This window comes from Mesorhizobium sp. WSM4884 (genome assembly GCF_029625675.1).
Classification (GTDB): Bacteria; Pseudomonadota; Alphaproteobacteria; order Rhizobiales; family Rhizobiaceae; genus Mesorhizobium.
Window position 1 is genome coordinate 135,140 of record NZ_JARTVO010000011.1, and the last position, 26,921, is coordinate 162,060.

General features: G+C 64.4%; 26 protein-coding genes and 2 pseudogenes. 17 read left to right on the forward strand and 11 right to left on the reverse strand.

Annotation, left to right across the window (positions count from 1 at the left end; genetic code table 11):
• Positions 1-118: 118 nt before the first annotated feature.
• The 8 genes and pseudogenes from P9236_RS18870 to P9236_RS30870 all read left to right on the forward strand — a co-directional run.
• Positions 119-790 carry a TetR family transcriptional regulator gene (locus P9236_RS18870; protein WP_278075996.1) on the forward strand — a complete coding sequence of 224 codons (672 nt, stop codon included), beginning with the start codon at positions 119-121 and terminating at the stop codon, positions 788-790.
• Positions 791-858: 68 nt separating this feature from the next.
• Entirely contained in the window at positions 859-1,470 is a 612-nt protein-coding gene (locus P9236_RS18875) for a hypothetical protein (protein WP_278075997.1), read from the forward strand.
• 161 nt (positions 1,471-1,631) lie between these two features.
• Positions 1,632-2,714: an alpha/beta hydrolase gene (locus P9236_RS18880; protein WP_278076045.1), complete on the forward strand. Its 1,083-nt coding sequence runs from the start codon at positions 1,632-1,634 to the stop codon at positions 2,712-2,714.
• 58 nt (positions 2,715-2,772) lie between these two features.
• Complete coding sequence (locus tag P9236_RS18885) at positions 2,773-3,375, forward strand: TetR/AcrR family transcriptional regulator (protein WP_278075998.1); 603 nt, start codon at positions 2,773-2,775, stop codon at positions 3,373-3,375.
• 23 nt (positions 3,376-3,398) lie between these two features.
• Positions 3,399-3,521, forward strand: a pseudogene (locus P9236_RS18890) (hydrolase); the annotation flags it as partial.
• Positions 3,522-4,061: 540 nt separating this feature from the next.
• On the forward strand, positions 4,062-4,877 hold the full coding sequence (locus P9236_RS18895) for an alpha/beta hydrolase (RefSeq protein WP_278076046.1): 816 nt from the start codon (positions 4,062-4,064) through the stop codon (positions 4,875-4,877).
• 18 nt (positions 4,878-4,895) lie between these two features.
• The gene (locus P9236_RS18900; RefSeq protein WP_278075999.1) at positions 4,896-7,034 is read left to right on the forward strand and encodes an acetolactate synthase catalytic subunit; all 2,139 of its coding nucleotides are present in this window, start codon (positions 4,896-4,898) and stop codon (positions 7,032-7,034) included.
• Positions 7,035-7,244: 210 nt separating this feature from the next.
• A pseudogene (locus P9236_RS30870) lies at positions 7,245-7,838 on the forward strand (alpha/beta hydrolase); the annotation flags it as partial.
• A gap of 397 nt (positions 7,839-8,235) precedes the next feature.
• Here P9236_RS30870 and P9236_RS18915 read toward each other — a convergent pair.
• The 6 genes from P9236_RS18915 to hemC form a co-directional block, all read right to left on the reverse strand.
• Complete coding sequence (locus P9236_RS18915; RefSeq protein WP_278076001.1) at positions 8,236-8,952, reverse strand: glutamine amidotransferase; 717 nt, start codon at positions 8,950-8,952, stop codon at positions 8,236-8,238.
• A 17-nt stretch (positions 8,953-8,969) separates the two neighbouring features.
• Positions 8,970-9,446, reverse strand: a complete 477-nt coding sequence (locus tag P9236_RS18920) for a TerB family tellurite resistance protein (protein WP_278076002.1) — start codon at positions 9,444-9,446, stop codon at positions 8,970-8,972.
• Positions 9,447-9,477: 31 nt separating this feature from the next.
• Positions 9,478-11,043: a heme biosynthesis protein HemY gene (locus tag P9236_RS18925; protein WP_278076003.1), complete on the reverse strand. Its 1,566-nt coding sequence runs from the start codon at positions 11,041-11,043 to the stop codon at positions 9,478-9,480.
• A gap of 10 nt (positions 11,044-11,053) precedes the next feature.
• Positions 11,054-12,520, reverse strand: coding sequence for a phage tail protein (locus tag P9236_RS18930; protein WP_278076004.1), 1,467 nt, complete (start codon positions 12,518-12,520; stop codon positions 11,054-11,056).
• A gap of 104 nt (positions 12,521-12,624) precedes the next feature.
• Positions 12,625-13,338, reverse strand: a complete 714-nt coding sequence (locus P9236_RS18935) for a uroporphyrinogen-III synthase (RefSeq protein WP_278076005.1) — start codon at positions 13,336-13,338, stop codon at positions 12,625-12,627.
• Position 13,339: 1 nt separating this feature from the next.
• Complete coding sequence (gene hemC / locus P9236_RS18940) at positions 13,340-14,266, reverse strand: hydroxymethylbilane synthase (RefSeq protein ID WP_278076006.1); 927 nt, start codon at positions 14,264-14,266, stop codon at positions 13,340-13,342.
• Positions 14,267-14,366: 100 nt separating this feature from the next.
• Between hemC and tsaD the strand changes: the two genes are divergently transcribed.
• The 6 genes from tsaD to P9236_RS18970 all read left to right on the forward strand — a co-directional run bounded on the left by tsaD (position 14,367) and on the right by P9236_RS18970 (position 18,484).
• Entirely contained in the window at positions 14,367-15,452 is a 1,086-nt protein-coding gene (gene tsaD / locus P9236_RS18945; protein ID WP_278076047.1) for a tRNA (adenosine(37)-N6)-threonylcarbamoyltransferase complex transferase subunit TsaD, read from the forward strand.
• A gap of 11 nt (positions 15,453-15,463) precedes the next feature.
• The gene (locus tag P9236_RS18950; RefSeq protein ID WP_278076007.1) at positions 15,464-16,498 is read left to right on the forward strand and encodes an NAD(P)H-dependent glycerol-3-phosphate dehydrogenase; all 1,035 of its coding nucleotides are present in this window, start codon (positions 15,464-15,466) and stop codon (positions 16,496-16,498) included.
• 18 nt (positions 16,499-16,516) lie between these two features.
• Positions 16,517-16,813, forward strand: coding sequence for a YciI-like protein (locus P9236_RS18955; RefSeq protein WP_278076008.1), 297 nt, complete (start codon positions 16,517-16,519; stop codon positions 16,811-16,813).
• Between the two features lie 53 nt (positions 16,814-16,866).
• A complete protein-coding gene (locus P9236_RS18960) occupies positions 16,867-17,292 on the forward strand; it encodes an EVE domain-containing protein (RefSeq protein ID WP_278076009.1) in 426 nt (141 codons plus the stop codon).
• Positions 17,289-17,960, forward strand: coding sequence for a methyltransferase (locus P9236_RS18965; RefSeq protein WP_278076010.1), 672 nt, complete (start codon positions 17,289-17,291; stop codon positions 17,958-17,960). The genes P9236_RS18960 and P9236_RS18965 overlap by 4 nt, the downstream gene beginning before the upstream one ends.
• A 98-nt stretch (positions 17,961-18,058) precedes the next feature.
• On the forward strand, positions 18,059-18,484 hold the full coding sequence (locus P9236_RS18970; protein WP_278076011.1) for a DUF1761 domain-containing protein: 426 nt from the start codon (positions 18,059-18,061) through the stop codon (positions 18,482-18,484).
• A 20-nt stretch (positions 18,485-18,504) separates the two neighbouring features.
• Here the strand turns inward: P9236_RS18970 and gcvA are convergent, their stop codons facing one another.
• Complete coding sequence (gene gcvA, locus P9236_RS18975; RefSeq protein WP_278076012.1) at positions 18,505-19,431, reverse strand: transcriptional regulator GcvA; 927 nt, start codon at positions 19,429-19,431, stop codon at positions 18,505-18,507.
• A 130-nt stretch (positions 19,432-19,561) separates the two neighbouring features.
• On the opposite strand from gcvA, the gene P9236_RS18980 reads away from it, so the two are divergent.
• The gene (locus tag P9236_RS18980) at positions 19,562-19,816 is read left to right on the forward strand and encodes a hypothetical protein (RefSeq protein WP_278076013.1); all 255 of its coding nucleotides are present in this window, start codon (positions 19,562-19,564) and stop codon (positions 19,814-19,816) included.
• 102 nt (positions 19,817-19,918) lie between these two features.
• Here P9236_RS18980 and P9236_RS18985 read toward each other — a convergent pair whose 3' ends face one another.
• Positions 19,919-20,515, reverse strand: coding sequence for a L,D-transpeptidase (locus P9236_RS18985; RefSeq protein ID WP_278076014.1), 597 nt, complete (start codon positions 20,513-20,515; stop codon positions 19,919-19,921).
• A gap of 84 nt (positions 20,516-20,599) precedes the next feature.
• Between P9236_RS18985 and P9236_RS18990 the strand changes: the two genes are divergently transcribed.
• A complete protein-coding gene (locus tag P9236_RS18990; RefSeq protein ID WP_040974579.1) occupies positions 20,600-21,283 on the forward strand; it encodes a response regulator transcription factor in 684 nt (227 codons plus the stop codon).
• A 250-nt stretch (positions 21,284-21,533) separates the two neighbouring features.
• Complete coding sequence (locus P9236_RS18995; RefSeq protein ID WP_278076015.1) at positions 21,534-21,989, forward strand: cyclic nucleotide-binding domain-containing protein; 456 nt, start codon at positions 21,534-21,536, stop codon at positions 21,987-21,989.
• 288 nt (positions 21,990-22,277) lie between these two features.
• Here the strand turns inward: P9236_RS18995 and xth are convergent, their stop codons facing one another.
• From xth to P9236_RS19010, 3 genes are all read right to left on the reverse strand, one after another.
• Positions 22,278-23,084, reverse strand: coding sequence for an exodeoxyribonuclease III (gene xth / locus P9236_RS19000; RefSeq protein ID WP_278076016.1), 807 nt, complete (start codon positions 23,082-23,084; stop codon positions 22,278-22,280).
• A gap of 281 nt (positions 23,085-23,365) precedes the next feature.
• Positions 23,366-24,034, reverse strand: coding sequence for an outer membrane lipoprotein carrier protein LolA (locus tag P9236_RS19005; RefSeq protein WP_278076017.1), 669 nt, complete (start codon positions 24,032-24,034; stop codon positions 23,366-23,368).
• Between the two features lie 138 nt (positions 24,035-24,172).
• Positions 24,173-26,824, reverse strand: a complete 2,652-nt coding sequence (locus P9236_RS19010; RefSeq protein WP_278076018.1) for a DNA translocase FtsK — start codon at positions 26,822-26,824, stop codon at positions 24,173-24,175.
• Between the last annotated feature and the right edge of the window lie 97 nt (positions 26,825-26,921).

A 26,921-nucleotide genomic window follows, 5' to 3' on the forward strand; every position in this document is an offset into this window, starting at 1 on the left:
CGATGAAATTCGTCGCTGGCTGGACAATTCGGGCTTGCTTATATACATTCTTGCATGTATGTAAATAGGGAAAGTCGCGAATGTATGTAAAAATTGACGCAGCGGAAGGACTTCACTTATGAGACGCACCAAGGCAGAGGCCGAACAGACACGCGAGGCCGTCTTGGCCGCGGCGATCGACGTCTTCCTCGAGCGCGGCGTGACCCGTGCAACCCTGGAACAGATCGCCAGCGCCGCTGGCGTAACCCGCGGGGCGGTCTACTGGCATTTCCGCGACAAGCAGGAGATCTTCGCTGCCCTGGAGCGGCGGGCCAACATGCCGAACGAGGAGTTTGGCGATCGCCTCACGGCTCGCCTCGCCGCCCATCCCGACCTTGATCCGCTGCGCGAGCTCGCCGACGCAATCCGGGAGGGGCTGCAGGCATTCGAAACCCACCCGGAACGTTCGCGCATCCTGACGATACTCTGGCTGCGCTGCGAATATTCCGAGGACATGCTGCCGGTGGTTACGCGCCAGCGGGAGGCGGACCTGGCGCTCCAGAAATTGTTCGAGTCCGTGATCGCGCTCGCCGCAAGCCGCGGTCACCTCGCGCTCGCTTTCTCACCAGAGCTGGCCGCGCGCGCCCTCCTGCTTTTGGTCAATGGATCGGTTCTCGATTGGCTCCGCGCTCCGGGACAGTTTGAGCTCACAGCAAGCACGATGACGATGGTGGCCGTCTTTCTCGAGGCAATCAGCGCGCCAAAAGCGCAAACAGCGGCCGATCAAGCGCGGCAGAACCATGAAAAATAAAACAGCGGCGCGAACCGAGGCGGCGCTACGCGCCGGGGATCTCCAATAGCTGGCAAAGGAGCCATTCGGTGGAATGGCTCAAAAAACAACGAAGCTCGGAGGGCGCAGGGCCCTCCAAACACATTCCTCAAATGGATTCCACGATGCCCGGACGAGGCACCACGCGCGACTATACTGACAAGATGCTGCTCGCCGCTCTGCAGGAAGCGCAGACGACGGTACGCGCCTATGACACAAAGGCGCAAATCGTCGGCGTGGGCTACATTCTGGCGCTTAATCTGGTGCTCCATTTCGGCGATCTCCTGCCGACGCACGCGCCTCTCGGGCCCCTGTTCTTCGCAGGCGTCTGGGGCGTTCTCATCATGCCGATTCTGCAGTTCGGGCAGGTAATTCATCCGAGCCGAATCCGCGCGGAAAAGGATCTTGTGGCGAAGAAGTTCTGTGGCTCCGAGCAGAGCGTTTATTATGTCGACCCCAGCACATTCGCCAATCTCGGGGACTTTGTCCGCGAGGCCCTAACCTCCGATTGGACCTCGGTTCTTGCCGCCGAACTGCTCAAGGTGTCTCGGGTCCGGATAATCAAGCAGACGCGCTTCCGGCGCGCTCTGATGATGACCGTAGTTTCGTTCATCGTGCTGGCAGCCGATCAATTTCTGCGAAGTTTGGCCATCGTCCGATGAGAAGGAAATGTCACTCCCGGCCAAGGCTGAGGTTTCGTGCGCGTTGGTGGCGAGCCCTGCTCGTTCCCGCTATGCTGTGCCTGCTGATCAGTTGCGCCGCTCGACCCGAAAGCGTCTTTCAACCTCTCCCCTTTGCCGCCGGTGATGCTGACCACGTCGACATGCTGGTCGCGACGACGCGCAAGCCATCTGACGATCGCGGCCAGCTCTATAGTGGCGATCGCGGAACGGCGATCTCGCTCAACAATATAGTCGTCTCCATTCCTCCGGATCGGAACCGCACGGTCGGAGAGATCCAGTGGCCTCTGCTGATGAAACCCGATCCCGAGAAGGAATTTGCCGTACTCGGCGTGCGGAAAATCGGTTCGCAACGCGCAGTTCTTGAGTGGGTTCGCAAGAATCGCAACGGCAAGCGGCAGGTACTCGTCTTCGTCCACGGCTTCAACAACACGTATGCCGAGGCCGTCTTCCGCTTCGCCCAGATCGTTCACGATACCGGAACCGATGCGGCGCCTATTCTCTTCACATGGCCTTCGCGCGGGGACCCATTCGACTATCTCTATGACAAGGAAAGCACCAACTACTCACGTCGCGCCCTGGAGGACCTGATCCTCCAGGCAACAAGTAGTCCCGACGTGGCAGACGTGACGATCCTGGCCCACTCAATGGGCGCATGGCTGGCGGCGGAGGCATTGCGCGATATCGCCATGCGCGACCAGACCATTCCGGCGAAAGTCAGGAACGTTGTTTTCGCGTCTCCGGATATCGATATCGACGTGTTTCGGCGCCAGTTCATCGAGATGGGCGCAACCCGACCGCATTTCACGATCTTCACGTCGACCAATGACAAGGCCCTGCAAGTCTCCCGGCTGCTTTCGGGAGGAATTAGCCGCGTCGGTGGAACCGATCTCAGGCCCTACGCTTCCGTGCTCAAAGAGCTTGGCGTTTCGGTTATCGACACCAGCGACATCACCTCCCGCGATCCACTCGGCCACAGCGCATTTGCCGATACTCCCGGCATCGTGCACGTCCTCGGGCGAAGGCTTGCAGGGCAGAGCCTGGCCGGGGGAGAGACTACCCTGGCCGACCAAGTCGGCGTGACGGCCGCCGATTTTGCCGGTTCTGCAGCGCGGGTAGCGGTTGCTGCTCCAGCCGCGGTCATCAGCCCTAAGGCTCGCGAGATCTTGAAGCGGGAGCTTTCCTCAGATGGGGGTCAGATAGTGGATGGGCGGATTTCCTACTGACTGTCGACCTTGGCTACAGGCGCATTAGCGATCCGAGCTTGCTGTTGAGAGTGAAACGATGGCGCTTCCCAGCATTACCAGGGGCGATCCTTCAGATGATGAGACATTGCAGATCATTCAAGCTGGCACCGCGGCGTGTCGCCGGTATGGGCCGTCGAAAACGACAGTCGCCGACATCGCTAGGCTGCTTGGAAAATCTCACGCAAGCCTGTACCGGACATTCCCCTCGAAGACAGAGATATGGGACGCCATCGCAGCGCATTTCTACGAAAACGACCTCGGCTACGCGTTACCCCGTGCAGGGGGCTTGCTGAGCGCAGCAGACCAATTGAAAGAAACGATGCTTAGTCACCATCGCTTGCTGCTGCAGGCCCTGCACGAAGACCCCCAAATGTTCGGCCTACTTGTCCTTACCGCGCGCAACAACGGGCGGTCCTTCAGGCAGTTTCGAAATCGGCTTCACGGCCTCGTAGGAGAGCTTGTTCGCGCCGGCATTGGCACGAAGGAGTTCCAACAGACAGATATACCCGCGGCCTCCTCCTGCTTTTGCGCCTCGCTCGTCATCTTGTGGGATCCCAGGCTTGTCGGTGCAACTCCTTCGATCCATTGCGAAATTTCAGCTCACGAACTCGTCTCCTTTGCGGTTGATGCGTTGCGGTAGCTGCATTTGAGCTATGTTTGTAGGAGGACGACGACTTCCGCGCGGCTGTGGAGCAGACCTGCCGCAGCAAGCTGGTGATCGCCGCGCTGTGGACCGAGGTCTGCCTTTGCTTTCCCACGCTCGATGCCCTGCGTGACGGATACGAGTCTATCCAACACCGATGCGATCGAAGGCACCTCTTCAGCGTTGCCGTTGAACTCTATATTGGCTGGATTTTTCTGTTCAGCGGTCTGACCGGGCCGGGGATGATGCTCTCCGCACCAAAAGCCGCCAACTTCATATGGTCTTTGCTCAGCGGAGCGCTTGCGCTCTTTGCCGGAGTATTGCTGCTCTGGCCCGATCCAAGGCGTGGTGTCGCTGACACTTCTGCTGGTCGCGTTCTTCATCGCAGGAGGCATGTTTCAGGTCGTGGTTGGCTTCAGCCACCGGTCTGCGTTCCTCGGGCAGCATGATTGGGCGCTTTCCTACCGAAACGCCTTCGTCTGCCTCTTTCGGACCTCCGATCCGCCGTCGATGACGTACTCAGTGCTTAGGAGGATGTAGCAGTCCGTGCCAGGGGAACCTAGCGGCGCCGCGGTTGTTGGGTAAGGATGTCGATATCCGCATCCTCCAACCCGTCGTTCACGGCGACCGCAGAGATACTCGAAATAACTTTCCTCCAAGAAGGTCCGGAGAGTGGCAGGGTGATGGCGCTGCTTCATGGCTGGCCGGACGACGCCACCACCTGGCGCGATGTCGCCCTGTCTCAGGCCGGAATTCGGACCATCACACCTTGGCTTCGAGGGTGCGGTCCAACCCGGTTCGTGTCGCCTTCGACCTTTCGCGATGGTCGCATAGAAGCGCTGGCTAAGGATGCGTTCGACCTGATGGATGCGCTTGAGATCGAGCGCTTCTCGGTCATGGGCCATGATTGGGGCGCGCGCATCGCCTATGCCTTGGCGGCGGGCGTGCCGGTTCGTCTGGAAACGATAGCGGCACTGTCCCTCGGCTATTCACCCTGCGGGGCATTTCGGGTGCCGCCGTTCGAGCAATCGCGGGCTTGGTGGTATCAATGGTTCATGTCTGCCGACCTTGGTGCGGAAGCGGTGGCCGAGGATCCGAAGGGCTTTGCGCGCCTTCAGTGGGAGACCTGGAGTCCGCCCGGCTGGTTTGACGACGCGACCTTCGAGGCTGTAGCTCGGAGCTTCGAGAACCCCGACTGGCTTGCAATCACGCTCAGCAATTATCGAAGCCGTTGGCGCGACGAGGCGCGCGATCCGCGCTACGACGAATTGCACAGCAAAATCGCAGCCACGGAAAGCCTTGATGTTCCGACCTTGATGATCCAGGGCGCGGCCGACGGCACGGTGCTGACAAACAGCGCCGAGGACAAGGACAGACTTTTCACTAACGGTCACCGGCGCGTTGTCCTCGATGGCATCGGTCACTTTCCCACGCGTGAGGCGCCGGATGTCATCGCAGATGCTGTCTTACAGCATCTTGAGTCTAATCGTCTTGAATAAGAATGAGAGGTGTCCGACATGACAAGTCTTGTTGAGAGGACGCGGGTCGCGAAAGGAGCCGAAACGCTTTGGCGAATGATCGGAACGTTCGGCGGTGTCGGCGAATGGCATCCGATGCTGTCCAAGGTCACAAGCGAGGGCGAGCAGAAAGGCAGCCTGAGGATCGCCGAAACTCGTGATGGGAGTCGACAAACCGAGAGGTTGCTTGAAAAGCGGCCGGGCCGCCACGCCTATCGGTACCGGATGGAAAAGACCGCGATGCCGGTTCGCAACTACATTGCCGAACTCAAGGTCGAAGATAACGGCGATGAAACGAGCACCGTCGTCTGGTCGGCGGACTTCGAACCCACAGCAGACAAGGAAAAGACGGTCCAAGCTATCAGAGGCTTTCTCCGCGCCGGGCTGGACAACATCAGCACACGGTGCACCGCCGGCATGTCCAACCGACCGCCCACGGTGGTTGACGTGGTCGCCGACGGACTGGTCCGGCATGGCGTCGAATTCATCCTGGGACAGAGCGTGCCGACAGCATTGGTGCTCGCCTGCGAGGACCGCGGCATCCGCAACATCACCTACCGCGAGGAGAATATGGGTGGAGCGATTGCGGACGGCTTCGCGCGCGCCTCCGGCCGCGTGCCTGTTTTGATCTGCCAGAACGGCCCCGCTGCCGCGCTTGCGGTCGCACCTTTCGCCGAAGCGATGAAAGCCGGCACACCGATCGTCGCGATCATGCAGGAGGTGGACCGCTCGCACATCGGAAAGAACGCCTTTCAGGAGTACGACCACAAGGCCTTGTTCGCTCCGGTGACAAAGTGGATTCACGTCATCGACAGCGCTGACGGCATCGACGATCATCTCGACCGGGCCTTCATCGCCGCTGCCAGTGGCAAGCCCGGCCCGGCCGTGCTGATGTTGCCGGTCGATCTGCACAAAGCGCGCGCCGGCAAGGTCGTGCACCGTGAGACGCGGCTCGGTAACTGGCCGATCGACCGACCACGCCCGGACGATGGAGTAATCGTCGAGGCGGCGAAACTCATCGACAACGCCCGCTTGCCGATCATCATCGCCGGCGGCGGCGTGCACAATTCTGGCGCAGGCGAAGCGTTGCTTCGTTTTGCGGAGAAAGCCGCCGCGCCGGTCGGCACGACGAGCATGGGCAAGGGGTCGATCCCCGAGACACATCCTTTGGCCATGGGCGTAATTGGCAATCTTACAGGGCCAGGCGGGCTCGGGCGCCAGACCAAGCCGCTCGTTCAGGAGGCTGATCTAGTGCTGCTGATCGGCAATCGTACCAACGAGGACGGCACAGACGGCTGGTCGCTGATTGCGGACGAGGCGTGCGTGCTTCACATAGATATCGACCCGCAGGAGATCGGCCGCAATTATGAAGCGGTGCGCCTGCTCGGCGATGCACGTGCGACGCTCGACGCGCTCACAGATACGCTCGGCAGCCATACACGGGATCGCAGTGCGATCGAAGGCCGTATCGCTTCTGCTTGGGAATCGTTTGAGAGTGAACGCGCGCCGTTCTTGGCAGACAGCGAACCGATCCGAGCCGAACGCGTCCTTGCTTCTATCCAGAAGCGCCTCGGGCCGGAGACTGTGATCGCGGCGGATGCCAGCTATTCGTCGAGCTGGGTGGCGGGTCAGCTTCGCACGCGCCATGCTACAACGCGCGTGATCTCGCCGCGCGGGCTTGCAGGCCTCGGCTGGGGTCTGCCGCTCGCGCTCGGCGCCAAGCTGGCGCGCCCCAATGGAGACGTCATTGTCGTGGTTGGCGATGGCGGTTTCGCGCATGGTTGGGCGGAAATGGAAACCGCTGTGCGGATCGGCATCAAGGTGACGGTGGTCGTGCTTAACAATGGCGTCCTCGGGTATCAAAAGGACGCCGAGATGGCCAAGTTCGGCCGCTACACCGCTGCAGGGCATCTCGGTCATGTGGATCATGCCGCAATTGCGCATGCCTGCGGCGGCTACGGCGAGCGCGTGGAACGCGTGCGCGACCTCGACGCCGCGTTCGATCGCGCGGCTGAGTCCGACAAACTGGCCTTGCTCGACGTGCTGACCCATCCGGGAGCCCATCCGCCCATCGCGCTCTATGACGGCACGCTCGATCGGCTGGAAAACGGAAGGGTAATCCAGAATCCAGTGCCATAGGCAACGAAGGCAGCCAAGTGGAATTTGATGCAATGAACGCCGCCACAGCCAGATCGGCGGCTCATGTTGGATGAATTTGGTTTCGCGCTTATGACAAAACACATCGAGACGCCATATCTCAAGCTTGCTTATTAAGAGGCAGGCAACCCGCAAGGAAGTCCTATCGTTTTAGTCCATGGCTGGCCCGACGACGTACGCTGCTGGGACAAGATCACGCCTGAGCTTGCGAAACTTGAGTACCGAATTCTCGTTCCCTACCTGCGCGGCTGTACTCCCACGACCTTCCGTTCAGAGGGGACGCTGAGAAGCGGAGCTATTGCGGCGCTGGGTCAGGATTTGGCGGATTTCATGACGGTCTCGATCTCCGCGACGTTCTCGTGGTGGGCTATGATTGGGGCGCCCGAGCTGGCTACGTCGTCGGCGCGCTGTTTTCCGAGCGGGTTCGGGGACTCCTTGCGATGTCCGCAGGCTATGCCACATCAAAGCCTGTCCGCGACATGTCCTACGACCTGGCGAAAGCCTATTGGTACGAATGGCTGGTGGCCACCAAGCAAGGCCGCGGTCAAGCGCACCTTGGCTGAGGAGGAGATGCGGCTCTATCTCGATCCATGGCTTGAGGAAGAGGGGCAGAAGGCGTTCTGGCGCCAGATCGCTCAAATGGACGACAAATACCGCGAGGAGGTCGAGTGGCGTTATCGCGAGATTCGCTGCCCAGTGACGATCCTGTGGGGCGCTGAAGACGAGTTTATCCCGCTGAAAGATGGGGAGGAACTCGCGAGGCGTATTCCAAGCGCGTCATTCACGGTTATCTCCAACGCCAAGCACCTCGTTCAGGAAGACGCGCCCGAAGCGATTGTTGCCGCGCTGCTAGACGTATGGCACCAGCACGCGTCAGGCTCGGGATTGTCGGCTGCGCATAGCAGCAATCGTCGAGCGGCAGCAGAGTACGGCGCCGAAAGTAACGATGACAGCCCGAGATCATGCCTAAGCCGGTCCCGCCGGGCAGTCAGGACCGATCAAAGCGGCGGAGGGCTATAAGTCCACCCGTTTGGCGGCTTTCGTTCTGAACAGTTAAGATAGCTTCACTCGATCGGTGAACAATCTCACAGCACCAACGTCCGCTTCAGGTGATGCACAAGCAAGCTTGAAAGGGCGATATTGAGGCGCGGAGCGGTCATCCACGCCTCGGCCGGGTGTTACTCTACCCCACAGCCGGCCTGCCAAAAATTAGGCCCAAAAATTCGCCGAGCCAGCGTTTCAGATGCATGTCCCAGATCAGCCGGCCGCCTAGATGATCGCGGCCGGGCTGCGCGCCGGGCAATTCGAAGCGATGCGCGCCGCGCACCACCCAGCGCTGCATCATCACCCTGGTCAGCTCGCCATGGAACTGGATGCCCCAGGCGTTCTCGCCATAGCGGAAGGCCTGGTTGGGGTAAGTCTCGGCCGTCGCGAGCAGCGTTGCCTCCTTCGGCAGCGAAAAGCCCTCACGGTGGAACTGATAGACCATCTCCGGCCAGTGCAGCAGCTTCTTGCCGGCGTCCGTCGCCTTCAGCGGATACCAGCCGATCTCGACCAGTCCTTCGTCATGGCCGTCGACCCTGCCGCCGAGATGATTGGCAAGCATCTGGGCGCCCAGGCAGATGCCGAGAAAGGGCCGGTTTTCCTTGAGCGGTATCTCCAGCCAGTCGGTCTCGCGGCGGACGAATTCGTCCTCGTCGTTGGCGCTCATCGGTCCGCCGAAGATCACCGCGCCGGCATGGCCATCCAGCGTTGAGGGCAATTCGTCGCCGAGCGGCGGCCGGCGGATGTCGAGATCGAAACCTTCCTCCAGAAGCATATGGCCGACGCGGCCGGGGCTCGAAGTCTCCTGATGCAGCACGATCAGAATCTTGGGTCTCGGCCTCGGTCTGGGTGGCATGGAAGGAGAAGGTTCCTCTATTCGTCGCTCGACGTTCCGCGCGCGCCGGGCGCCTCGGCCGCCGCCTTGCGGCGCGCCTCGATGCGGTCCTGCCGCTCGACGCCGATCAGTTCGGCGACGCGCCAGACGGTATTGTCCTCGAGCTCGTGCAGCTCGCCATCGGCGTAGACGATCTCCCACATCAGGCCGATGAAGGCCTTGCGTGCCTCGGCGTCGAGATGGCGCTTGAGCACGCTGGTGAAGGCGTAGAGGTCGATCGCCTCGTTGTCGGCGCGCTCGCCGGCGGCCGCCAGCGCGTCGAGCTCGTCGCCGCTGATCGAATAGGTCTCGGAGAGAATCTCCTTGAAGCGCTCCCACTCGACATCCTGGCGCACCCCGTCGGCGTTCATCACATGATAGAGCAGGGCCGAGGCCGCGACGCGCGGATCGTCGGCGCTCGGCTTGACCTCGCCGGCCGGCAAATCCCTCAGGAAGGACAATACGCGTTCGAACATCGACACTTTTTCCCTGTCGCCAAGACCGGCCTCAAAACAAACGAAACCGGCGCGGCGATTTTTCCGTCTCGTCTTCCGGCGCGACGCCCGGATCGTCCGGCAGGCGCGGCAGCTCCTTGGCCTGCCCGATGGTTTCTGCATCGGTCGCGGCCTCGGCAGCGTCCTTCTCGCCACCGTTCGAGACCGCCGGCTTGTCGGTCGGGCGCTCGGGGACGATTTCGATCGCTTTCTCGCTCGGTACGGCGGACGGTGCCGCAGAAATTGCCGGCACTGCCGCGACGTCCGCGTCGCTGTCGATCAGCTGACCAAGCCGCTCCATCGGCGCGCGCCAGGCGAAGGCATCGAGCTTGCCGGTGATCGGCGACACCGGCGCCCAGCGTTCGGAGACGACGCCGTCGGCGACCCAGGCCGGATCGCGCGGTGCGCGCACTGCTTTCGACAGCAACTGCCGCACCTTGCCCTGGTCGCCGGTTTCGGCCTCCTCGATGTCGGCCAGAAGCAGATAGGCGCCTTCGCGGCGATCCATGCGGATCGCGGCCTCCGCCTCGCGCCGCGCGGTGGCGAAATCCTGCGCGTCGAGCGCGGCGCGCGCCACGGCCATCGACGATTCGGCGTGGTTCTTCTTCATCTCCTGCAGCTTCTTTGCCCGGTTGAGGCGGTCGAGCACGGCATCGCCCGGCCTCGCATGGGTGTAGAGCTCGGCGATGTCCGGATGCGGCTCGGCCCTCCAGGCGGTTTCGAGGATCTTGGAGCCCTTGCGCACGTCGTTTTGCCGGAAGACCATATTGGCGGCGATGACCGCCGCCGGGGCGAAGTCGGGCGCCAGCTTGTTGGCCTCGAGCGCCGCGGTCCTGGCGGCGTTCGGATCGCTGTCGGCCAGCGCCTGCGCCTTGGCCGTGAGCAGCACAGCGCGGCGGCGGTTGGCGGCGTCGCTTTCGATCTGCCTCGTCGATTTCTGCGCCTCGACCAGCTTCAGCGCGCCGTCCCAGTCGCCGCGCTCGGTCAGTTCTTCCAGCGTCGATTCCGCCGCCCAGGCAAGCTGCGGCGCCACCGCCGCCGCGCGGCCGGCATAATGGCGCGCGGCATTGCGGTCGCCCAGCCGCTCGGCTTCGAGATAGAGCCCGCGCAGGCCGAGCAGCCGCATCTCCGGATCGTCGAGCATGCGCTCGAACTTCTCGCGCGCGCCCTCATGGTCGCCCTCGAGCAGCGAGGCCTGCGCGTCGAGCAGGTTGATCAGCGGCTCCTGATCGGAGCTGATCAGCTTGGCCGCTTCCTTGGTCTTCTTGCGCGCCAGCGCGCCATCGCCGGCGCCGGCCGCGATCATTCCGGTCGACAGCGCCTGGTAGCCGCGGTCGCGGCGGCGCACCCGGAAATAGCGCGAGATCGTGTAAGGGCTGTTCCACAGCGACTTGACCAGCCACCACAGGATCATCACCGCGGCGACGACGGCGACGATCGCCACCGCCGCCACCATCAGCGTGACCTGGTACTGGTAGCCGTTGAAGGTGACGAGCATCTCGCCGGGGCGGTCGGCCAGCCAGGCGAAGCCCAGCCCCAGCGCGAAGACGACGGCGAGGAAGATGAGGATGCGGATCATCGGGTGGTCCTCACGCCTTCGTCGCGCCGGCGATGAGCGCGTCGATCTGCTTCTCGACCTCCAGCCGCGCCTTCAGTTTGCCGGCAAAATCGGCGCCCGCCGACTTCGCCGCGTCGGGCAGCGTGTCGTATTCGCCGAGCGCCTTGGCGTAGTCGCCCTGGTTGACCGCAACCTCCAGGCGCGCCACGGTTTCCGGCGCGCCCTTGCCCTCGACGGTGCCAACCGGCCGCACCTTGACCAGCGATTCGGCGCTCGACACCAGGCTCTGGAAGAAGCCGGCATTCTGGTCGACCGGCGTCGCGGCCTCGACCATGGCGTTGGCGGCAGCCTCGACCTCCGAGGCGATCGTGGCGCGGGTCGGCACGCCTTTCTCGGCATAGGAACGCAGCACCGCGATCTCCGGTGCGTCCGGCGCGATCGCTGCAAAAGTATCGAGCTCGGTCGCGAACGGTGCGCCGCGATCGAGGGCCGCCTTCAGCGCCGAAGCGGCAATCGCCAGCGCGATCTTCGGCTGCGAGGCCTGTGCCTCGACCTTGCCGGACAGCTGCTGCACCGACTGTTCCAGCGCTGCGATCCGGCCGTCCTCGGCCTTGGCCGCGTCGCCGGCCGATTTGACCAGCGCGTCGAGCCCGGCGAGTTTCTCGTTGAGCGGCCCAAGATCCACCGGCGCCGCGCCACCCGCCTTCTGCAGGTCCGCGACGGCCGTCTCGATCTGGCCGACCTTGTCGTTGAGCGCCTTGATCGCGGTGCCATCGCCGCTCTGTCCAGTCGAGGATTTCATCGCCGCGACATCGGACTTCACCTGGTCGAGCGCCGAGGACAGGCCGTCCACCTTGGCCGAAGCACCGGTGTCGCCCGCTTGCTTCAGCGCCGCGATTTCACCCTTGAGCGATGCGATCTCGCCGTTGACGCCATCGAGCGATGGTCCACCGGGGGCCGGGGAGCCGAGCAAGCCGACCGCCTGCAGGAGACCGGCGCCGGCAAGAGCGATCACGCCGCCGATGACACCGGCGGCGATGGTGCGCACTCCGGCACGCCCGGATGGCGTCGCGATACGATCGTTGCTGCTTGCCGCGCTCGGTCTTGGCGCCGCTGCGGCAGCGCTCGCGCCGGACGCATCCTCGAAATCGTAGCCGAAACCCTTTGGCTCGCTTTTCGGAGCCTCTTCACCGCCCGGATAGGGCGCTTCCGCCTCGTCCTTGCTCTTCGTTTCGGACCCGCCAGTCCCGGCCCGCGCCGAATCGGCGTGCTCCCACGGCTCGATGTCGGCCTGCTCGGCATGGATCGGCTCTTCCGGAGCCTCCGGCTGAGAAGCGGCGGCGGCTTCCTCCGCCTTCGCCTCGTCGGTCTGCCCGGTACTGGTCTCGGTCTTGGCGGCATCCTCGTCGGCGATTCGCGAGACGGCGCCTGGCTCGAGCTCGATCGTCACCGGCTCGCGGCGGCTCTTCGAATGCCGCACCTTAGGCGTCTTGACCATGCTTGGGCTCCGCGAATTGGCTTGAGGATGGTTCAAAGGTCTAGAGCTCAAGGATGCTCTAGCACATCACCAAGCGGTGAAAAGGGGCGGTGTGATGACGCGGCTCAGCCCGGCAGCGACAAAAGCGCCAGCAGCGCGTCCTCGTCGGGTTGCGAGGCGATACGGACGTTCCGCCCGCCGATCCCGTCCAATGCCTTGGCGACACGGGCTGAAAGGGTGAGAAACTCCGTCCTTTCAAAGAGATGCCGCAGCGCTGGGCGGCTGGCGAGGCCAATCATCGCCGCGGCCGCCTTTGCCGAATAGAGCAGCACCGCCTCGACCGCCGTGCCCGACAACCGGGCAATGACGTCGTCATCGCCGTAGTCCAGCTCGACCGTGTCGTAGGTCTCGACGGGCCGGACACGCACTCCGGCTGCCGTCAGCCGTTCCTCGAACACTGGAAAGCGCACGCGCCCGCAAAGGTAGACCATCTCCTTGCCTGCGAGCTCGCCGGCTATGGCGTCAGCCAGCGCCTCGGCGTCGCCCGGACCTTCGAAGACGGACGTAAATCCAGCCGCGCGGCAGGCTTCGGCCGTCCTTTTCCCGACCGCATGGCAAGGCAAGGCGGCAAGCGCGGCGACCAGTTCCCTGGGCGCATGACGAACCGCATTGGCGCTGGTGACGGCGACCGCGGCGGCGGCCGGGAAGTCACTTGCCTCGATCGGCAGCGCTGCCGTTTTAGTCAGCGGCAGCAGAATGGGCTGAAATCCCTGGGCTTCGAGCCGCCGGGCCGTACGCGAGGCGCCCGGTTCCGGCCTCGTCACCAGGACGCGGAGCATATCAGGCCCAGCCGTCGAAGAATTTTGCGCCGGCCTTGGCGCGCACCGTCCGGGCGGCCTCAGCGCCGATCTCCGCCGCGTCCCAGGCCGGACCGTCCAGCCGGACCTCATGCGATTCGGTGCCGTCGGGCGAGATGATCAGCCCGGCGAAAGACAGTCTTTCGCCCGATATCGTCGCATGGCCGGCGATCGGCGTGCGGCAGGAGCCGTCGAGCGCGGCGAGGAAGGCGCGCTCGCAGGCCAGCGCCTGGCCGGTCGGCACATCGCGGATGGCCGCAAGCAATTTTTCTACCGCTCCGTCGCCGATGCGGCTTTCGATGCCGATCGCGCCCTGCCCTGGCGCCGGCGGGAAGACATCCAGCGGCATCAGGTCGGTGATGACGCTTTCGAGCCCGAGCCGCTTCAGCCCGGCATAGGCGAGGATGGTGCCTTCGGCGACGCCCTCATCCAGCTTGCGCAGTCTCGTCTGCACATTGCCGCGGAACACCACCACGTCGAGATCCGGCCGCATCCGGCGAATCAACGCCTGGCGCCGGAGCGACGACGAGCCGACCGTAGCGCCGTGCGGCAGATCGGCGATTCGCTTCGCCGTCTTGCCGATGAAGGCGTCGCGCGCGTCCTCGCGCGGCAGGAAGGTGGAAAGCTCCAGCCCGGCGGGCAGCACCGTCGGCATGTCCTTCGAGGAATGCACGGCGATGTCGATGCGGCCGTCGAGCAGCGCTTCCTCGATCTCCTTGGTGAACAGGCCCTTGCCGCCCGCCTCGGACAGGGGCCGGTCCTGGATGCGGTCGCCACTGGTCGAGATCGGCATCACTTCGAACGCCTGTTCGGGAAGGCCATGCGCCCTCGTCAGCCGCGCCCGCGTCTCATGCGCTTGGGCGAGCGCCAGCGGGCTGCCGCGGGTTCCGATCTTCAAGGTTGTTTGCATGGCGCGCGGTCCGTGATAACCCCCGGCATACGAGGTCTGTCGGGCCTTTTCCTAATTGGGAATGACCGATGACACAATCTTCATGGACAGCGACGAATTGATCCGCGTTCTGGGCATTGAGACGAGCTGCGACGAGACGGCGGCCAGCGTTGTGGCGCTGGACGGCGGCTCCGCGCCTGAAATCCTCTCCAATGTCGTGCTCAGTCAGATCGAGGAGCACGCCGCCTTTGGCGGCGTCGTGCCGGAGATCGCCGCGCGCGCTCATGTCGAGGCGCTGGACGGGATCATCGAGGCAGCGCTTGCCGATTCGGATGTTTCGCTCGACCAGGTCGATGCGATAGCCGCGACGGCCGGGCCGGGTCTGGTCGGAGGGCTGATCGTCGGACTGATGACCGCCAAGGCGATCGCCGCCGCCGCCAACAAGCCGCTGATCGCAATCAACCACCTCGAAGGCCATGCGCTGACGGCAAGGCTGACCGACGGTCTCGATTTCCCCTATCTGCTGCTGCTCGTCTCCGGCGGCCACACCCAGACCGTCGCGGTGCGCGGCGTCGGCGACTACCAGCGCTGGGCGACGACCATCGACGACGCGCTGGGCGAGGCCTTCGACAAGACGGCCAAGATGCTCGGCCTGCCCTATCCGGGCGGGCCGAATGTCGAGAAGGCGGCGGCAAGCGGCGACGCGAGCCGCTTTGCCTTCCCGCGCCCGATGAAGGGCTCGGCGCAGCCGGATTTCTCCTTCTCCGGGCTGAAGACGGCGGTACGCCAGGCGGCGAGCGCGATCGCGCCGCTCAGCGACCAGGACGTCGCCGACATCTGCGCCTCCTTCCAGGCGGCGGTGGCCGATGCGCTGGGCGACCGTGTCGCGCGTGCGCTCGCCCGTTTCCGCAAGGAATTTCCCGGCAAGGCGAACCCCGCGCTGGTCGTCGCCGGCGGGGTGGCCGCCAATCGCACGATCAAGGCCACGCTCGAGGCGCTCTGTTCCGAAGCCGGCTTTGCATTCGTGGCGCCCCCGCAGAAGCTTTGCACCGACAATGCGGCGATGATCGCCTGGGCCGGCATCGAGCGGCTGCGCGCCGGCATGGCCGGCGAGAACGCCGCCGATTTCGCGCCGCGCTCGCGCTGGCCGCTGGACAGCGTTTCCGCCCCCTTGGTCGGCTCTGGCCGGCGCGGTGCCAAGGCATGATCAAAAAAGGCATGACGAAGAAAGACACGGCCAAGAAAGCCACGACCGGCAAGGCGCCTGCGACCGGTTGGCGCGTCGCGGTACTGGGCGGCGGCGCCTGGGGCACGGCGCTGGCGCTGGCCATGCTGCGTGCCGGCCATTTTGTCCGCCTCTATGCGCGCGACAACGAGACCGTGGCCGCGATCGACCGCGGCGAGAATCCGCGCTACCTGCCCGGCATCGCGATCGAACCCGGCATCGTCGCCACGAGCGACATCGGCGCCGCGCTCAGCGGCGCCGACTGCGTGCTGGCGGTGACGCCTGCGCAGTCGCTGCGCGCGGTGCTGGCCACCGCCGCCGGCCATGTGCCGGCCGGCGCGCCGCTGGTCCTCTGTGCCAAGGGCATCGAGCGCGACACCGGCGCGTTGCTGTCGGCGATCGTCGAGGAAAGCCTGCCGAACAATCCGGTCGCGGCGCTTTCCGGTCCGAGCTTCGCCACCGACGTCGCGCGCGGCCTGCCGACGGCGGTGGTGGTCGCAGCCCGCAACGGAGAACTGGCGGCCGACCTTGCCGCCCGCTTCTCGGCCGAGAACCTGCGCTGCTATTCCAGCGACGACCTGATCGGCGTCGAGATCGGCGGCGCGCTGAAGAACGTTTTCGCCATCGCCGCCGGCGCCGTCACCGGTGCCGGGCTCGGCGCCAGCGCCCAGGCGGCCATGGTGACGCGCGGCTTCGTCGAATTGCGCCGCATCGGCGCCGCTTTCGGCGCCAGGCCGGAAACGCTGATGGGGCTTTCCGGCCTCGGCGACCTGTTGCTCACCTGTTCCTCGGCGCAATCGCGCAATTTCGCCTACGGCCTGGCGCTCGGCCAGGGCAAGCCGCTTGCCGGCCTGCCGCTCGCCGAAGGCGTGCCGACGGCTGGCATCGCCGCCCGCATCGCCGCTGAGCGCGGCATCGATGCGCCGATCATCTCCGCCGTCGCCGCTATCCTCGACGGCAAGGTGACCATCGGCCAGGCCGTGACGGCGCTGATGACGCGGCCGCTCAAAACCGAAACCGACATCTGAACATCGGAGCTTGAAGAGATGCTGTTTGCGTTGATTTGCAAGGATAAGCCCGGCAGCCTGCAGCTGCGCGCCGACACGCGGCCGGCGCATGCGGCGTTCCTCGAAGGCCTGATCGGCGAAGGCAAGCTTGCCTTTGCCGGCCCCTTCCTCGATGCCGACGGCCAGCCCGAAGGCAGCCTGGTCATGATCGAGGCGGCGGATATGGCGGCCGCGCAAGCCTTGGCGGCCGCCGACCCCTATGCCAAGGCAGGTCTGTTCGAAAGCGTCGAGATCCGTGCATGGAACTGGGTCTTCCAGAAGCCCGCGACCGAATGAGGTTCGTTTGCGCTGAATAATGGCTCACCGACAATGGCAATGGGACAACTGAGATGAACTACTGGCTGTTCAAGTCCGAACCCTCGGTCTTTTCCTTCGAGGCGCTGAAGGCCAAAGGCAAGGCCGGCACGCAGTGGGACGGCGTGCGCAACTACGCCGCCCGAAACAACATGAAGGCCATGCGGATCGGCGATCTCGGCTTCTTCTACCATTCCAACGAGGGGCTCGACATCGTCGGCATCGCCGAGGTCTGCGCACTCGCGCATCCCGACACCACCACCGACGATCCGCGCTGGGAATGCGTCGACATCCGCGCTTTCAAGGACGTGCCGAAGCCGGTGACGCTGGAACAGGTCAAGGCCAATCCGAAGCTGGCCGAGATGGCGCTGGTTCGGCTCGGCCGGCTTTCCGTGCAGCCGGTGACGCCGGCAGAGTGGAAAGAGGTCTGCCGCATGGCCGATCTCAACCCGGCGCCGTGACCAGGCTCACCCCGAAAAGCGCCAAGACATTCATCCTCGACAATACGGCGCTGATGGCGCCGCCGCACGTGCCGGAGGTGCTGCTGCATCTGGCCGACGAAGCGCACGACCTGTGGCTGCGCACCGAGGAGGAGCTGGCCGAGATCGGTCTGCCGCCGCCCTTCTGGGCCTTCGCCTGGGCCGGCGGCCAGGGCCTTGCCCGCTATGTGCTCGACCATCCCGCGACGGTGCGCGGAAGAAACGTGCTCGACTTCGCTTCCGGCTCCGGCATGGTCGCCATCGCCGCCTTGAAGGCCGGCGCAAGGCAAGTGATTGCCGCCGATATCGACCCGTTTTGCGAGGCGGTGATCACGCTCAACCTGGAGGCCAATGGCGTGAAGGCCGAATTCCTCGATGCGGACTGCATCGGCACGGACGACGGCTGGGATGTCGTGCTCGCCGGCGACGTCTTCTACGACAAGCCGTTGGCGGACAGGCTGACGCCGTGGTTCACGGCGCTCACGGCGCGCGGCGCCGACATCCTCGTCGGCGATCCCGGCCGCGCCTATCTACCGAAGAAGGGGCTGCAATCGCTCGCCGTCTACCAGGTGCCGGTGACGCGTGTGCTGGAGGATGCGGAGGTGAAGCGCACCACCGTCTGGCGATGGGGTCCCGCGGCTTCCGCTTGACGCGGCCGGCGAACGGGGATTCCATCGCCCGGCGAAAGGCATGCCGTTGTCCCGGGATCGCTATGCGCCTGGGCGGCATGCATTTGGGGAGGGATTTCATGGATTTTTCGGTCGTGAACTGGGTCGCGGTGATCGTTGCCGCTGTCGTGGCGTGGCTCTTCGGCGCCGTCTGGTACATGGGCTTGAGCAAGCCGTGGCTGAAAGCGGCGAAACTCGATCCGGCGACGATGAAGCGCTCGCCCGTTCCGTTCGTCGTCAGCTTCATCGCCGAGCTGGTGATGGCCCTGATCCTGACATTGGTGGTCGGCGCGATAACCGGCGGCGAGCCAAGCCCGGTCGCAGGATTGCTGTTCGGTTTCGTGCTCTGGCTGGGCTTCGTCGCCACCACGCTTTCGGTCAACCACCGCTATGAGGGCTTCGGCTGGGACCTCACCCTGATCGACGCCGGCCACTGGCTGGGCGTGCTGCTCATCATGGGTGCGATCGTCGGCTGGTTCGGCGCACCGGCTGCGCCGGCAGGCTAATTCCAAGAAAAAGTGCGAAACTACCCAGCGTCTGCGTCTTTCGCGACCTCATCGAGGAGCCAATCGCGGAAGGCGACGATGCGCGCGTCATCCTTCATGGCTTCCGGATAGACGACGAAATAGGCGAATTCCGGCGCGACTTTGATGCCAAGCTCGAAGGGCCTGATGAGCCGCCCTTGCGAAAGGTCGTTGGCCACCATGGCGAAGTCGGCCAGCGCCACGGCATGGCCGTCGAGCGCTGCTTGCGTGGCATCGGTCGCCGAGCCGAAAACGAGCGTGCGGCTGTCGTCGAAATCGTCGACGCCGGCCGCCTGCATCCACATCCTCCAGTTCGGCCATGTCACGCCCTGCCGCGACCATTCGATATGCGCCAGCGTGTGGTGGAAAAGGTCGCGCGGCTCCTTCAGCGGCGGGCCCGAGGCGAGCAGCGCCGGGCTGCAGACGGGGATGATGATGTTTTCGAACAGCCGGTGGGCGCAGAGCCCCGGATATTTGCCGGCTCCGAAACGGATGCCGATATCGACATCGTCCCGTTCGAAGTCCCTGACCTCATAGGTGATATCGAAGCGCAACTCTATGCCCGGCTTCTGCCGGCGGAAACCGTCCACGCGCCGCATCAGCCACTTCGTCGCGAACTGCGCGTCGATCGTCACCTTCAGCAGCGCCGTGCCTCTGTTCATCTTGCGCGCGCGGCTGACGGCGCGGCCAAGCAGGTCGAGCGCATCGGCCGAGGCTTCGAACAGAACGTTGCCCGCTTCGGTGAGCCGTATGGTGCGGCTGGTGCGCGTGAACAGCACCAGGTCGAGCTGATCCTCGATTTCCTTGATCTGATGGCTGACCGCCGCCGGCGTCAGGCCGAGCTCGTCCGCGGCGCGGGTGAAATTGAGATGCCTGGCCGCCGCCTCGAACGTTCTCAGCGCACGCGTTCCGGGCAGCAGGCGGGCCATCCGATCTCCAAATAAAACTTGATAATCGGACAAAAACTACTCGTTTCCCGTTTATTTTTCAATCCGGCAAGATGGCCTTACTGAAACAACATCAAACCGGATTTGATGTCCGGAGAACACGGATAGAGCCATGACCGAGATCGTCCTGAAGTCGCACACCGCCCCGAAATCCCGCTCCGGCATCACGCTTTGGCTGCGCACCGCGATCGACTGGCTGCGTCAGGCGCGGATCGCCGCCCGGCTTCCGCATGAGTCCGTCGAGGACCTCTCCGACAGCCAGCTGCGCGACATCGGTGCCAAGCGCCGGGACGTCACCAAGGCGATGGACCGGGAGTTTGGCCGGATCGGGTTGTTGGGTTCCGGCTGGCAGGACCCGAGGCAGTAGGAATAGCCAGTGGGCAATAGGGAAAGGGACGCCTACTGCCTACTGCCTACTGCCTACTGCCTACTGCCTACTGCCTACTGCCTACTGCCTACTGCCTACTGCCTACCTCACCACCTTCACCACCGTCCTATCCGACAGCAGCGGCAGCAGCCTCGCCATGGTGCGCGCGGTCACCGCCACGCAGCCTTGCGTCGGCGTGAAGCCTGGGCGGGCAAGGTGGAAGAAGATCGCGCTTCCGCGCCCGCGCCGGCGCGGCGCGATGTTCCAGTCGAGCACCAGGCACACGTCGTAGAGATTGTCGGCGCGCCGCATCCGCTCATGGCTCGCGCCGTAGGGGATCTTCACCGGCCGATTGTAGTTGCGGTCGTCCGGCACTTCGCACCAGCCGAGATCCGGGCCGATCGGCGCCATTGCCAGCCTCGTCCTGCGCCCCCCGGCAAACTGGTCGTTCCGAAAATACCCCGACAACATCCGCATCGCGGCCAGAGGCGTTGCGCCGTCGCCCTCACGTTTGTTGGCGGAGATGCCGCCGCGTCCCAGCGCGCAGGGGAACACGGTTTTGCCGGCTTGCAGGAACCCCTGCGCCGGGTTGCCGGGTCTTGCCCGCACAACCAGGACACGCAGGCCTTTCGGCAAAAATGCACCCGCCTCATTGCGCGCGCGTTTTTTCTTGTATGATTGTCTCACGGAACAAATCACTGTGATCGGCTGTTGCGCCGGTGAGCTTCCGCATAAATGGGGGGAGGTCAACTGAATATTCTTTTTAAAACAACGGATTGATCCATGACATCACGCACCATTCTGATCGTTGACGACGACGACGACCTGCGAGCCACCCTCGTCGAGCAACTGGCGCTTTACGAAGAATTCGACGTGCAGCAGGAATCCACCGCCGCGAAAGGTGTCGCCGCGGCGCGCGGCGGTCTCGTCGACTTGCTCATCATGGATGTCGGCCTGCCCGACATGGACGGCCGCGAGGCGGTGAAGATCCTGCGCAAGGGCGGCTACAAGGCGCCGATCATCATGCTGACCGGCCACGACACCGATTCCGATACGATCCTGGGCCTCGAGGCCGGCGCCAACGACTATGTGACCAAGCCCTTCCGCTTCGCCGTGCTCCTGGCGCGCATTCGTGCGCAATTGCGCCAGCACGAGCAGAGCGAGGACGCCACCTTCTCGGTCGGTCCCTACACGTTCAAGCCCAGCCAGAAGCTTCTGATCGATCCGCGCGGCGCCAAGGTGCGGCTGACCGAAAAGGAGGCCTCGATCATCAAATATCTCTACCGAGCCGATCAGAAAGTGGTGACGCGCGACGTGCTCCTGGAAGAGGTGTGGGGCTACAATTCCGGCGTCACCACGCACACGCTGGAAACCCATGTCTACCGGCTACGCCAGAAGATTGAGCGCGATCCTTCCAATGCCGAAATTCTTGTGACAGAAAGCGGCGGCTACAAGCTGGTTCCTTAAACATTTCATGATCTAGAGCAATTCCAGGAAAAGTGTGAAACGGGTTCTCCGTTCGGAATTGCGTCAAGGCAAAGAGAGCGGTCGGGCGGGACTGCTTCGGGTACGATCCTGGTGCTGGAGGGTGATGGATCGGCTCGCTGGACGCATCGCACGATGCGCGATTGGAAGGTTGGAGCATTCGCTTGTGCGTCCGGGAGGACGCGGCGCTCCAAAGGAGGGACTGGACTGACCGCTCGGGGACACAGCTAGGATGGCGCTGGATGACGACATCCGCATCCTGTCCGCCGTGAAGCTCTTTCAGGGCTTTACGCAGGAACAGTTGCGCCTGCTCGCCTTCGGCGCGGAGAACACCTTCCTGCAGGCCGACCATAAGCTCTACCGCGAAGACGACGTGGCTGACTCGGCATATGTCGTGGTCAGCGGGCGCATCGTGCTCTATCGTGAACAAGGCGGCGAGCGCGTCCCGATCGGCACGGCCGGCCCTGGCGCCATGCTGAGCGAACTGGCGCTGATCGCCGACACCAACCGGCTGACCAGCGCCTCCGCCGCTGTCGATTCGGAAGTGATCCGCTTGAGCCGCAAGATGTTCCGCCGCATCCTGGAGGAATATCCCGAGCTGGCGGTGCAGTTGCACGACCGCATCCTGGAGGAGTTCCAGCAGATGATCGCCCGCATCGAGGAGCTCGCGCCGCGGTTCATGGGGTAAGGCGCAAGGGGCGGCTCGATGAGGGTCGTCATTCTAGGGCGGAGCAAGGAGCGAAGCGACGCGCGCAGACCTAGAATCCCATGCCGTGACGTCGACGCTTCGCCGCGTTGCAGAAATGAGGGTTCCTGACCCAACCGACCCACCCCGGGCTTTCTCCTCAGTTCTGCGTCGTTGCATCCTTTGGCACAGGTAACGGCATGGATCCTAGGGTCTGCGCGCCGCTTCGCAACGCTCCGCCCTAGGATGACGAACGCAAGGTTTGCGCCCGTTAACCGCCGTCGTCGAACCCTACTCCAGATCGAACCGCGCAATCACCGGCACATGATCCGACGGCTTCTCCCAGCCGCGCGCCGCCTTGAGGATATCGTAGCCGGCGAAGCTCGGCACCAGATTGGCCGATGACCAGACATGGTCGAGCCGGCGGCCACGGTCCGAGGCTTCCCAATCCTTCGCGCGATAGCTCCACCAGGTGTAGAGCTTCTGCTCGGCGGGCACGTCGAGCCGCATCAGGTCGACCCAGCCACCGGCTTGCCGCATCGCCTCGAAGTTCTCGGTCTCGACCGGCGTGTGGCTGACGACGTTGAGCAATTGCTTGTGCGACCAGACATCGTGCTCCTGCGGCGCGATGTTGAGGTCGCCGACCAGGATCGAGGCGGACGCCTCATCCTGGCTCGCCGGCACGCCGTTCATCTCGGCGACGAAATCGAGCTTGTGGCGGAATTTGCGGTTGATCTCCGGATCCGGCTCGTCGCCGCCGGCCGGAACGTAGAAATTGTGCAGCAGGATCGACCTGCCGCCGGCCTGCACTTTGACCGAAAGGTGCCGGCTGTCGTCGATCTCGCAGAAGCGCCGCTTCTCGACCAGCTCGATCGGCCGGCGCGCCACGGTCGCCACGCCGTGATAGCCCTTCTGGCCATGGAAGAGGACGTGCTCATAGCCCGCCTTGCGGAAGGCCTTTTCGGGAAAGAGCTCGTCCGGAACCTTGGTTTCCTGCAGGCAGAGCACGTCCGGCGCGTGCTCCTCGAGCAGTCGCTCGACGATCGGCATGCGCAGGCGAACCGAATTGATGTTCCAGGTGGCGATGGTGAAGGGCATGCTGTGACGTCCGGCAAAAGATCGCCGATCTCTGCCAGCCGCGCGCCGCAAAAACAAGCCGGGCGACGATCGCCGGCGTTCGCGCTGCCCCTCATCCGCCTGCCCGTCCTCCGCAGCAGCTGCGCTGCAGCTGCGGAGGGTGGACCGGCACCTTCTCCCCGTAACGACGGGGAGAAGGGACAAGCTCAAACGCTGGCGTCCCCCCTCTTCCCGTTCTTCACGGGGAGAGGGTAAGGGTGAGGGGCAGCGCCGACGCTGGGAAACCTTCGCAACAGCTGAATCTACCGCGTCTTCGTATTCAACTCTCTGTTCGCCGTGTAATCGATGGCGAAAGTGTCTGGCGGGATGGAGACGCCTTCCTTGACGTTGAAGATCATCACCGTCGTGTCCTTGCCCTGAGCGTCGGTGATCGTCCACTGGCGCAGCTCGTAGCTCTTCGGATCGAACATCATGGTGATCCGGGCATTGCCGAACACCGACTTGTCCGAGAGCTGGATGGTGGTGAGGTCGTCCTCTTCCTTGACTGCCTTCACGCGCCCGCCGGAGAGATCGATCCGGTCGTCGAGGAGAAGCTTCAGCGGCGTCTTCGACAGCGGATAGAGGTCGGAGGTGTTCAGCTTCTTGTTGAGGATCACCACCGACTTGCCGTCCGAGATCACCCGGAAATTCGACGATCCGTCATAGTTGAAGCGGATCTTGCCCGGGCGTTCGAGGAAGAACTTGCCGCCGGTCTGTTCGCCCTTCGGCCCGAACTGCACGAATTCGCCGCTCATCGATTTGACCGACGAGAAATGGTCGGCGATCTTTTGCGCCGCCGGTGGAACCGCCGCCTGCGCCCGCGCCAGAAGCTGGAAGCCCGGCACGACATTGATGGCTGCCGCGCCCGCGAGCACCAGGCCAAGGCCGAGCACCTGCCGGCGGGTCGGGGCGAAATCTGTCTGGGTCTTCATGCCGGTCGCTTCCTGTGATTCGTGTCGTGGCTGTATCTGGACCCCCAGTTGGGCCTAAGTTTGGCGGGTCGCACGGCGCTTGGTCGCATGAACGCGCCGGAAGGTTCAAAGCCGGCCGGCGCCGGCGGACACCGCCGGCTAGAATTTGTCGTCTTCCGTGGGCACCAGGATTTCGCGTTTGCCGGCATGGTTGGCCGGGCCGACGATGCCTTCCTTCTCCATCTTCTCGATGATCGAGGCGGCGCGGTTGTAGCCGATGCCGAGCCGCCGCTGGATATAGCTGGTCGAGGCCTTGCCGTCGCGCAGCACCACAGCCACCGCCTGGTCGTAGGGGTCGTCGGAATCCTCGAAATTGCCGCCGCCGCCGGAACCGCCCCTGCTCGAGGAGCCGTCCTCGTCGTCTTCGTCATCGTCCTCGGTGATGGCGTCGAGATATTCCGGCACGCCTTGCAGCTTGAGATGGCCGACGATCCTCTCGACCTCGTCGTCCGACACGAAGGGGCCGTGGACGCGCTGGATGCGGCCGCCGCCGGCCATGTAGAGCATGTCGCCCATGCCGAGCAGCTGCTCGGCGCCCTGCTCGCCCAGGATCGTACGGCTGTCGATCTTCGACGTCACCTGGAAGGAAATGCGGGTCGGGAAATTGGCTTTGATCGTGCCGGTGATGACGTCGACCGACGGGCGCTGCGTCGCCATGATGACGTGGATGCCGGCGGCGCGCGCCATCTGCGCCAGGCGCTGCACCGCCCCTTCGATGTCCTTGCCGGCCACCATCATCAGGTCGGCCATCTCGTCGATGATGACCACGATGTAGGGCATCGGCTCGAGATCGAGATCCTCGGTCTCGTAGATCGCCTCGCCGGTCTGGCGATCGAAGCCGGTCTGCACGGTGCGCGAGATTTTTTCGCCCTTCTTCTCGGCTTGGCTGACGCGTGCGTTGAAGCCGTCAATGTTGCGCACGCCGACCTTGGACATCTTGCGGTAGCGGTCTTCCATCTCGCGCACGGTCCATTTCAGCGCCACCACCGCCTTCTTCGGATCGGTGACGACCGGCGTCAAAAGATGCGGGATGCCGTCATAGACCGAGAGTTCGAGCATCTTCGGGTCGATCATGATCAGCCGGCACTCCTGCGGCGTCAGCCGGTAGAGCAGCGACAGGATCATGGTGTTGATGGCGACCGACTTGCCCGAACCGGTGGTGCCGGCGACCAGCACGTGCGGCATCTTGGCGATGTCGACGATGACCGCCTCGCCGTTGATGGTCTTGCCGAGCGCCAGCGCCAGCTTCGCCTTGGTCGTCTCGAAGTCGCGGCTCGCCATGATCTCCCTGAGATAGACCGTCTCGCGCTTGGCGTTCGGCAATTCGATGCCGATGGCGTTGCGGCCGGGCACGACGGCGACGCGGCAGGCGATCGCGCTCATCGAACGGGCGATGTCGTCGGAGAGGCCGATGACGCGCGAGGACTTGATGCCGGGCGCGGGCTCGAGCTCATAGAGTGTTACGACCGGACCCGGGCGGACATGGATGATCTCGCCCTTGACGCCGAAGTCCTCGAGCACGCCTTCCAGAAGCCTGGCGTTCTGCTCCAGCGCGTCTTTCGACAGGCTCGGGTCACGCGCGACGTTCTTCGGCTCGGACAGGAAATGCAGCGATGGCATCTCGAATTTGTCCGAGCCGATCAGCGAGGTCTGCGCCTCGCGCTGGGCGCGCGATCCCGGGGCCGGGCGGGGTCCCGGGGCCTCGACGCGGGTCGCCGCGTCGGAGCGGAAGTTGCGCACGTTGGCGCGGCGCGGCGCAGGCTGCTCGTCGTCGAAATCGATACCTTCTTCCTCTTCGTCGGCGAAGTCATCGTCGTCGACCGGATCGACCGAGGCGCTGCGGTCGTTGACCATGGCGGCGAAAAATTCCGGCTCGACGCGGGCGCGGCCGCCGGGGCTCATCCTGGACTCGGCGAACTCGGCCGATTCGACCCGTTCGGCGGCGCGCCGCCAGGCGCTCGCCCGCGGCTCCATCGGAGGCTCGAACTCGTCGCGCTCCTGCCTGCGGCGCGCGGCGCGGCGGTGCAGGAAGGCGCGGAACGACAACCACCAATGGGTGACGGCGCCGAGCGCCAGAATGCCTTCGTCGCCCTCGTCCTCATCTTCGTCGAACAGCAACTCGTCCTGCTCGCGCGGGTCAGGCTCGGCGGCACGCTCCATGACGGCAAAGCCGTTCTTGCGCGCAATCAGCGCCGAGCAATAGGCGAACAGCCACAAGGCCGGCGCGGCGAGCACAACGGCGATGATGCTGGCGAAAAGGCCCTTCGGATAGCCGCCGACGGCGATGCCAGGGATCTTCAGCACCATGTCGCCGAACACGCCGCCGAGGCCGGTCGGCAACGGCCAGGTGTTGGGCGGCGTGACGCAACCGGCGATCGCGGCCGCGAGCAGCGCGAAGCCGAACCAGGCCAGCCCTCGCTTCGCCAACCTGTCGACCCAGCGCGCTGAGAAGAGCAGGAAACCCCAGACCACCGCCGGCACCAGGCCGGCGACCGCGGCAAGGCCGAAGAACTGCATGGCGAGGTCGGAGAAAACCGCGCCCGTATAGCCCATGGCGTTGGTGACGATATTGTTGGTGGCGTGCGAGAAGCTCGGATCGGCGACGTTCCAGGTGGCGAGGCTGGCGACGCCGAAGGCGGTGAACACGAAAAGGCCGGCGCCCACCAGCCGCCCGACCTGCCGCCTCGCGAATGCGTGGATGCCGTGCCCGGTATCGGTCAGCGCGAGCGGTGCTGAAGCGCCTGAACGCATGCTCTTCCCCGTAAGTCGTTGCCTGGCCCGGGCGCATGGCGCACCCCGGCAGATTCGGCTGCCAGACTATCTGTGGGAAGGTTAAGGCCGCATTAAC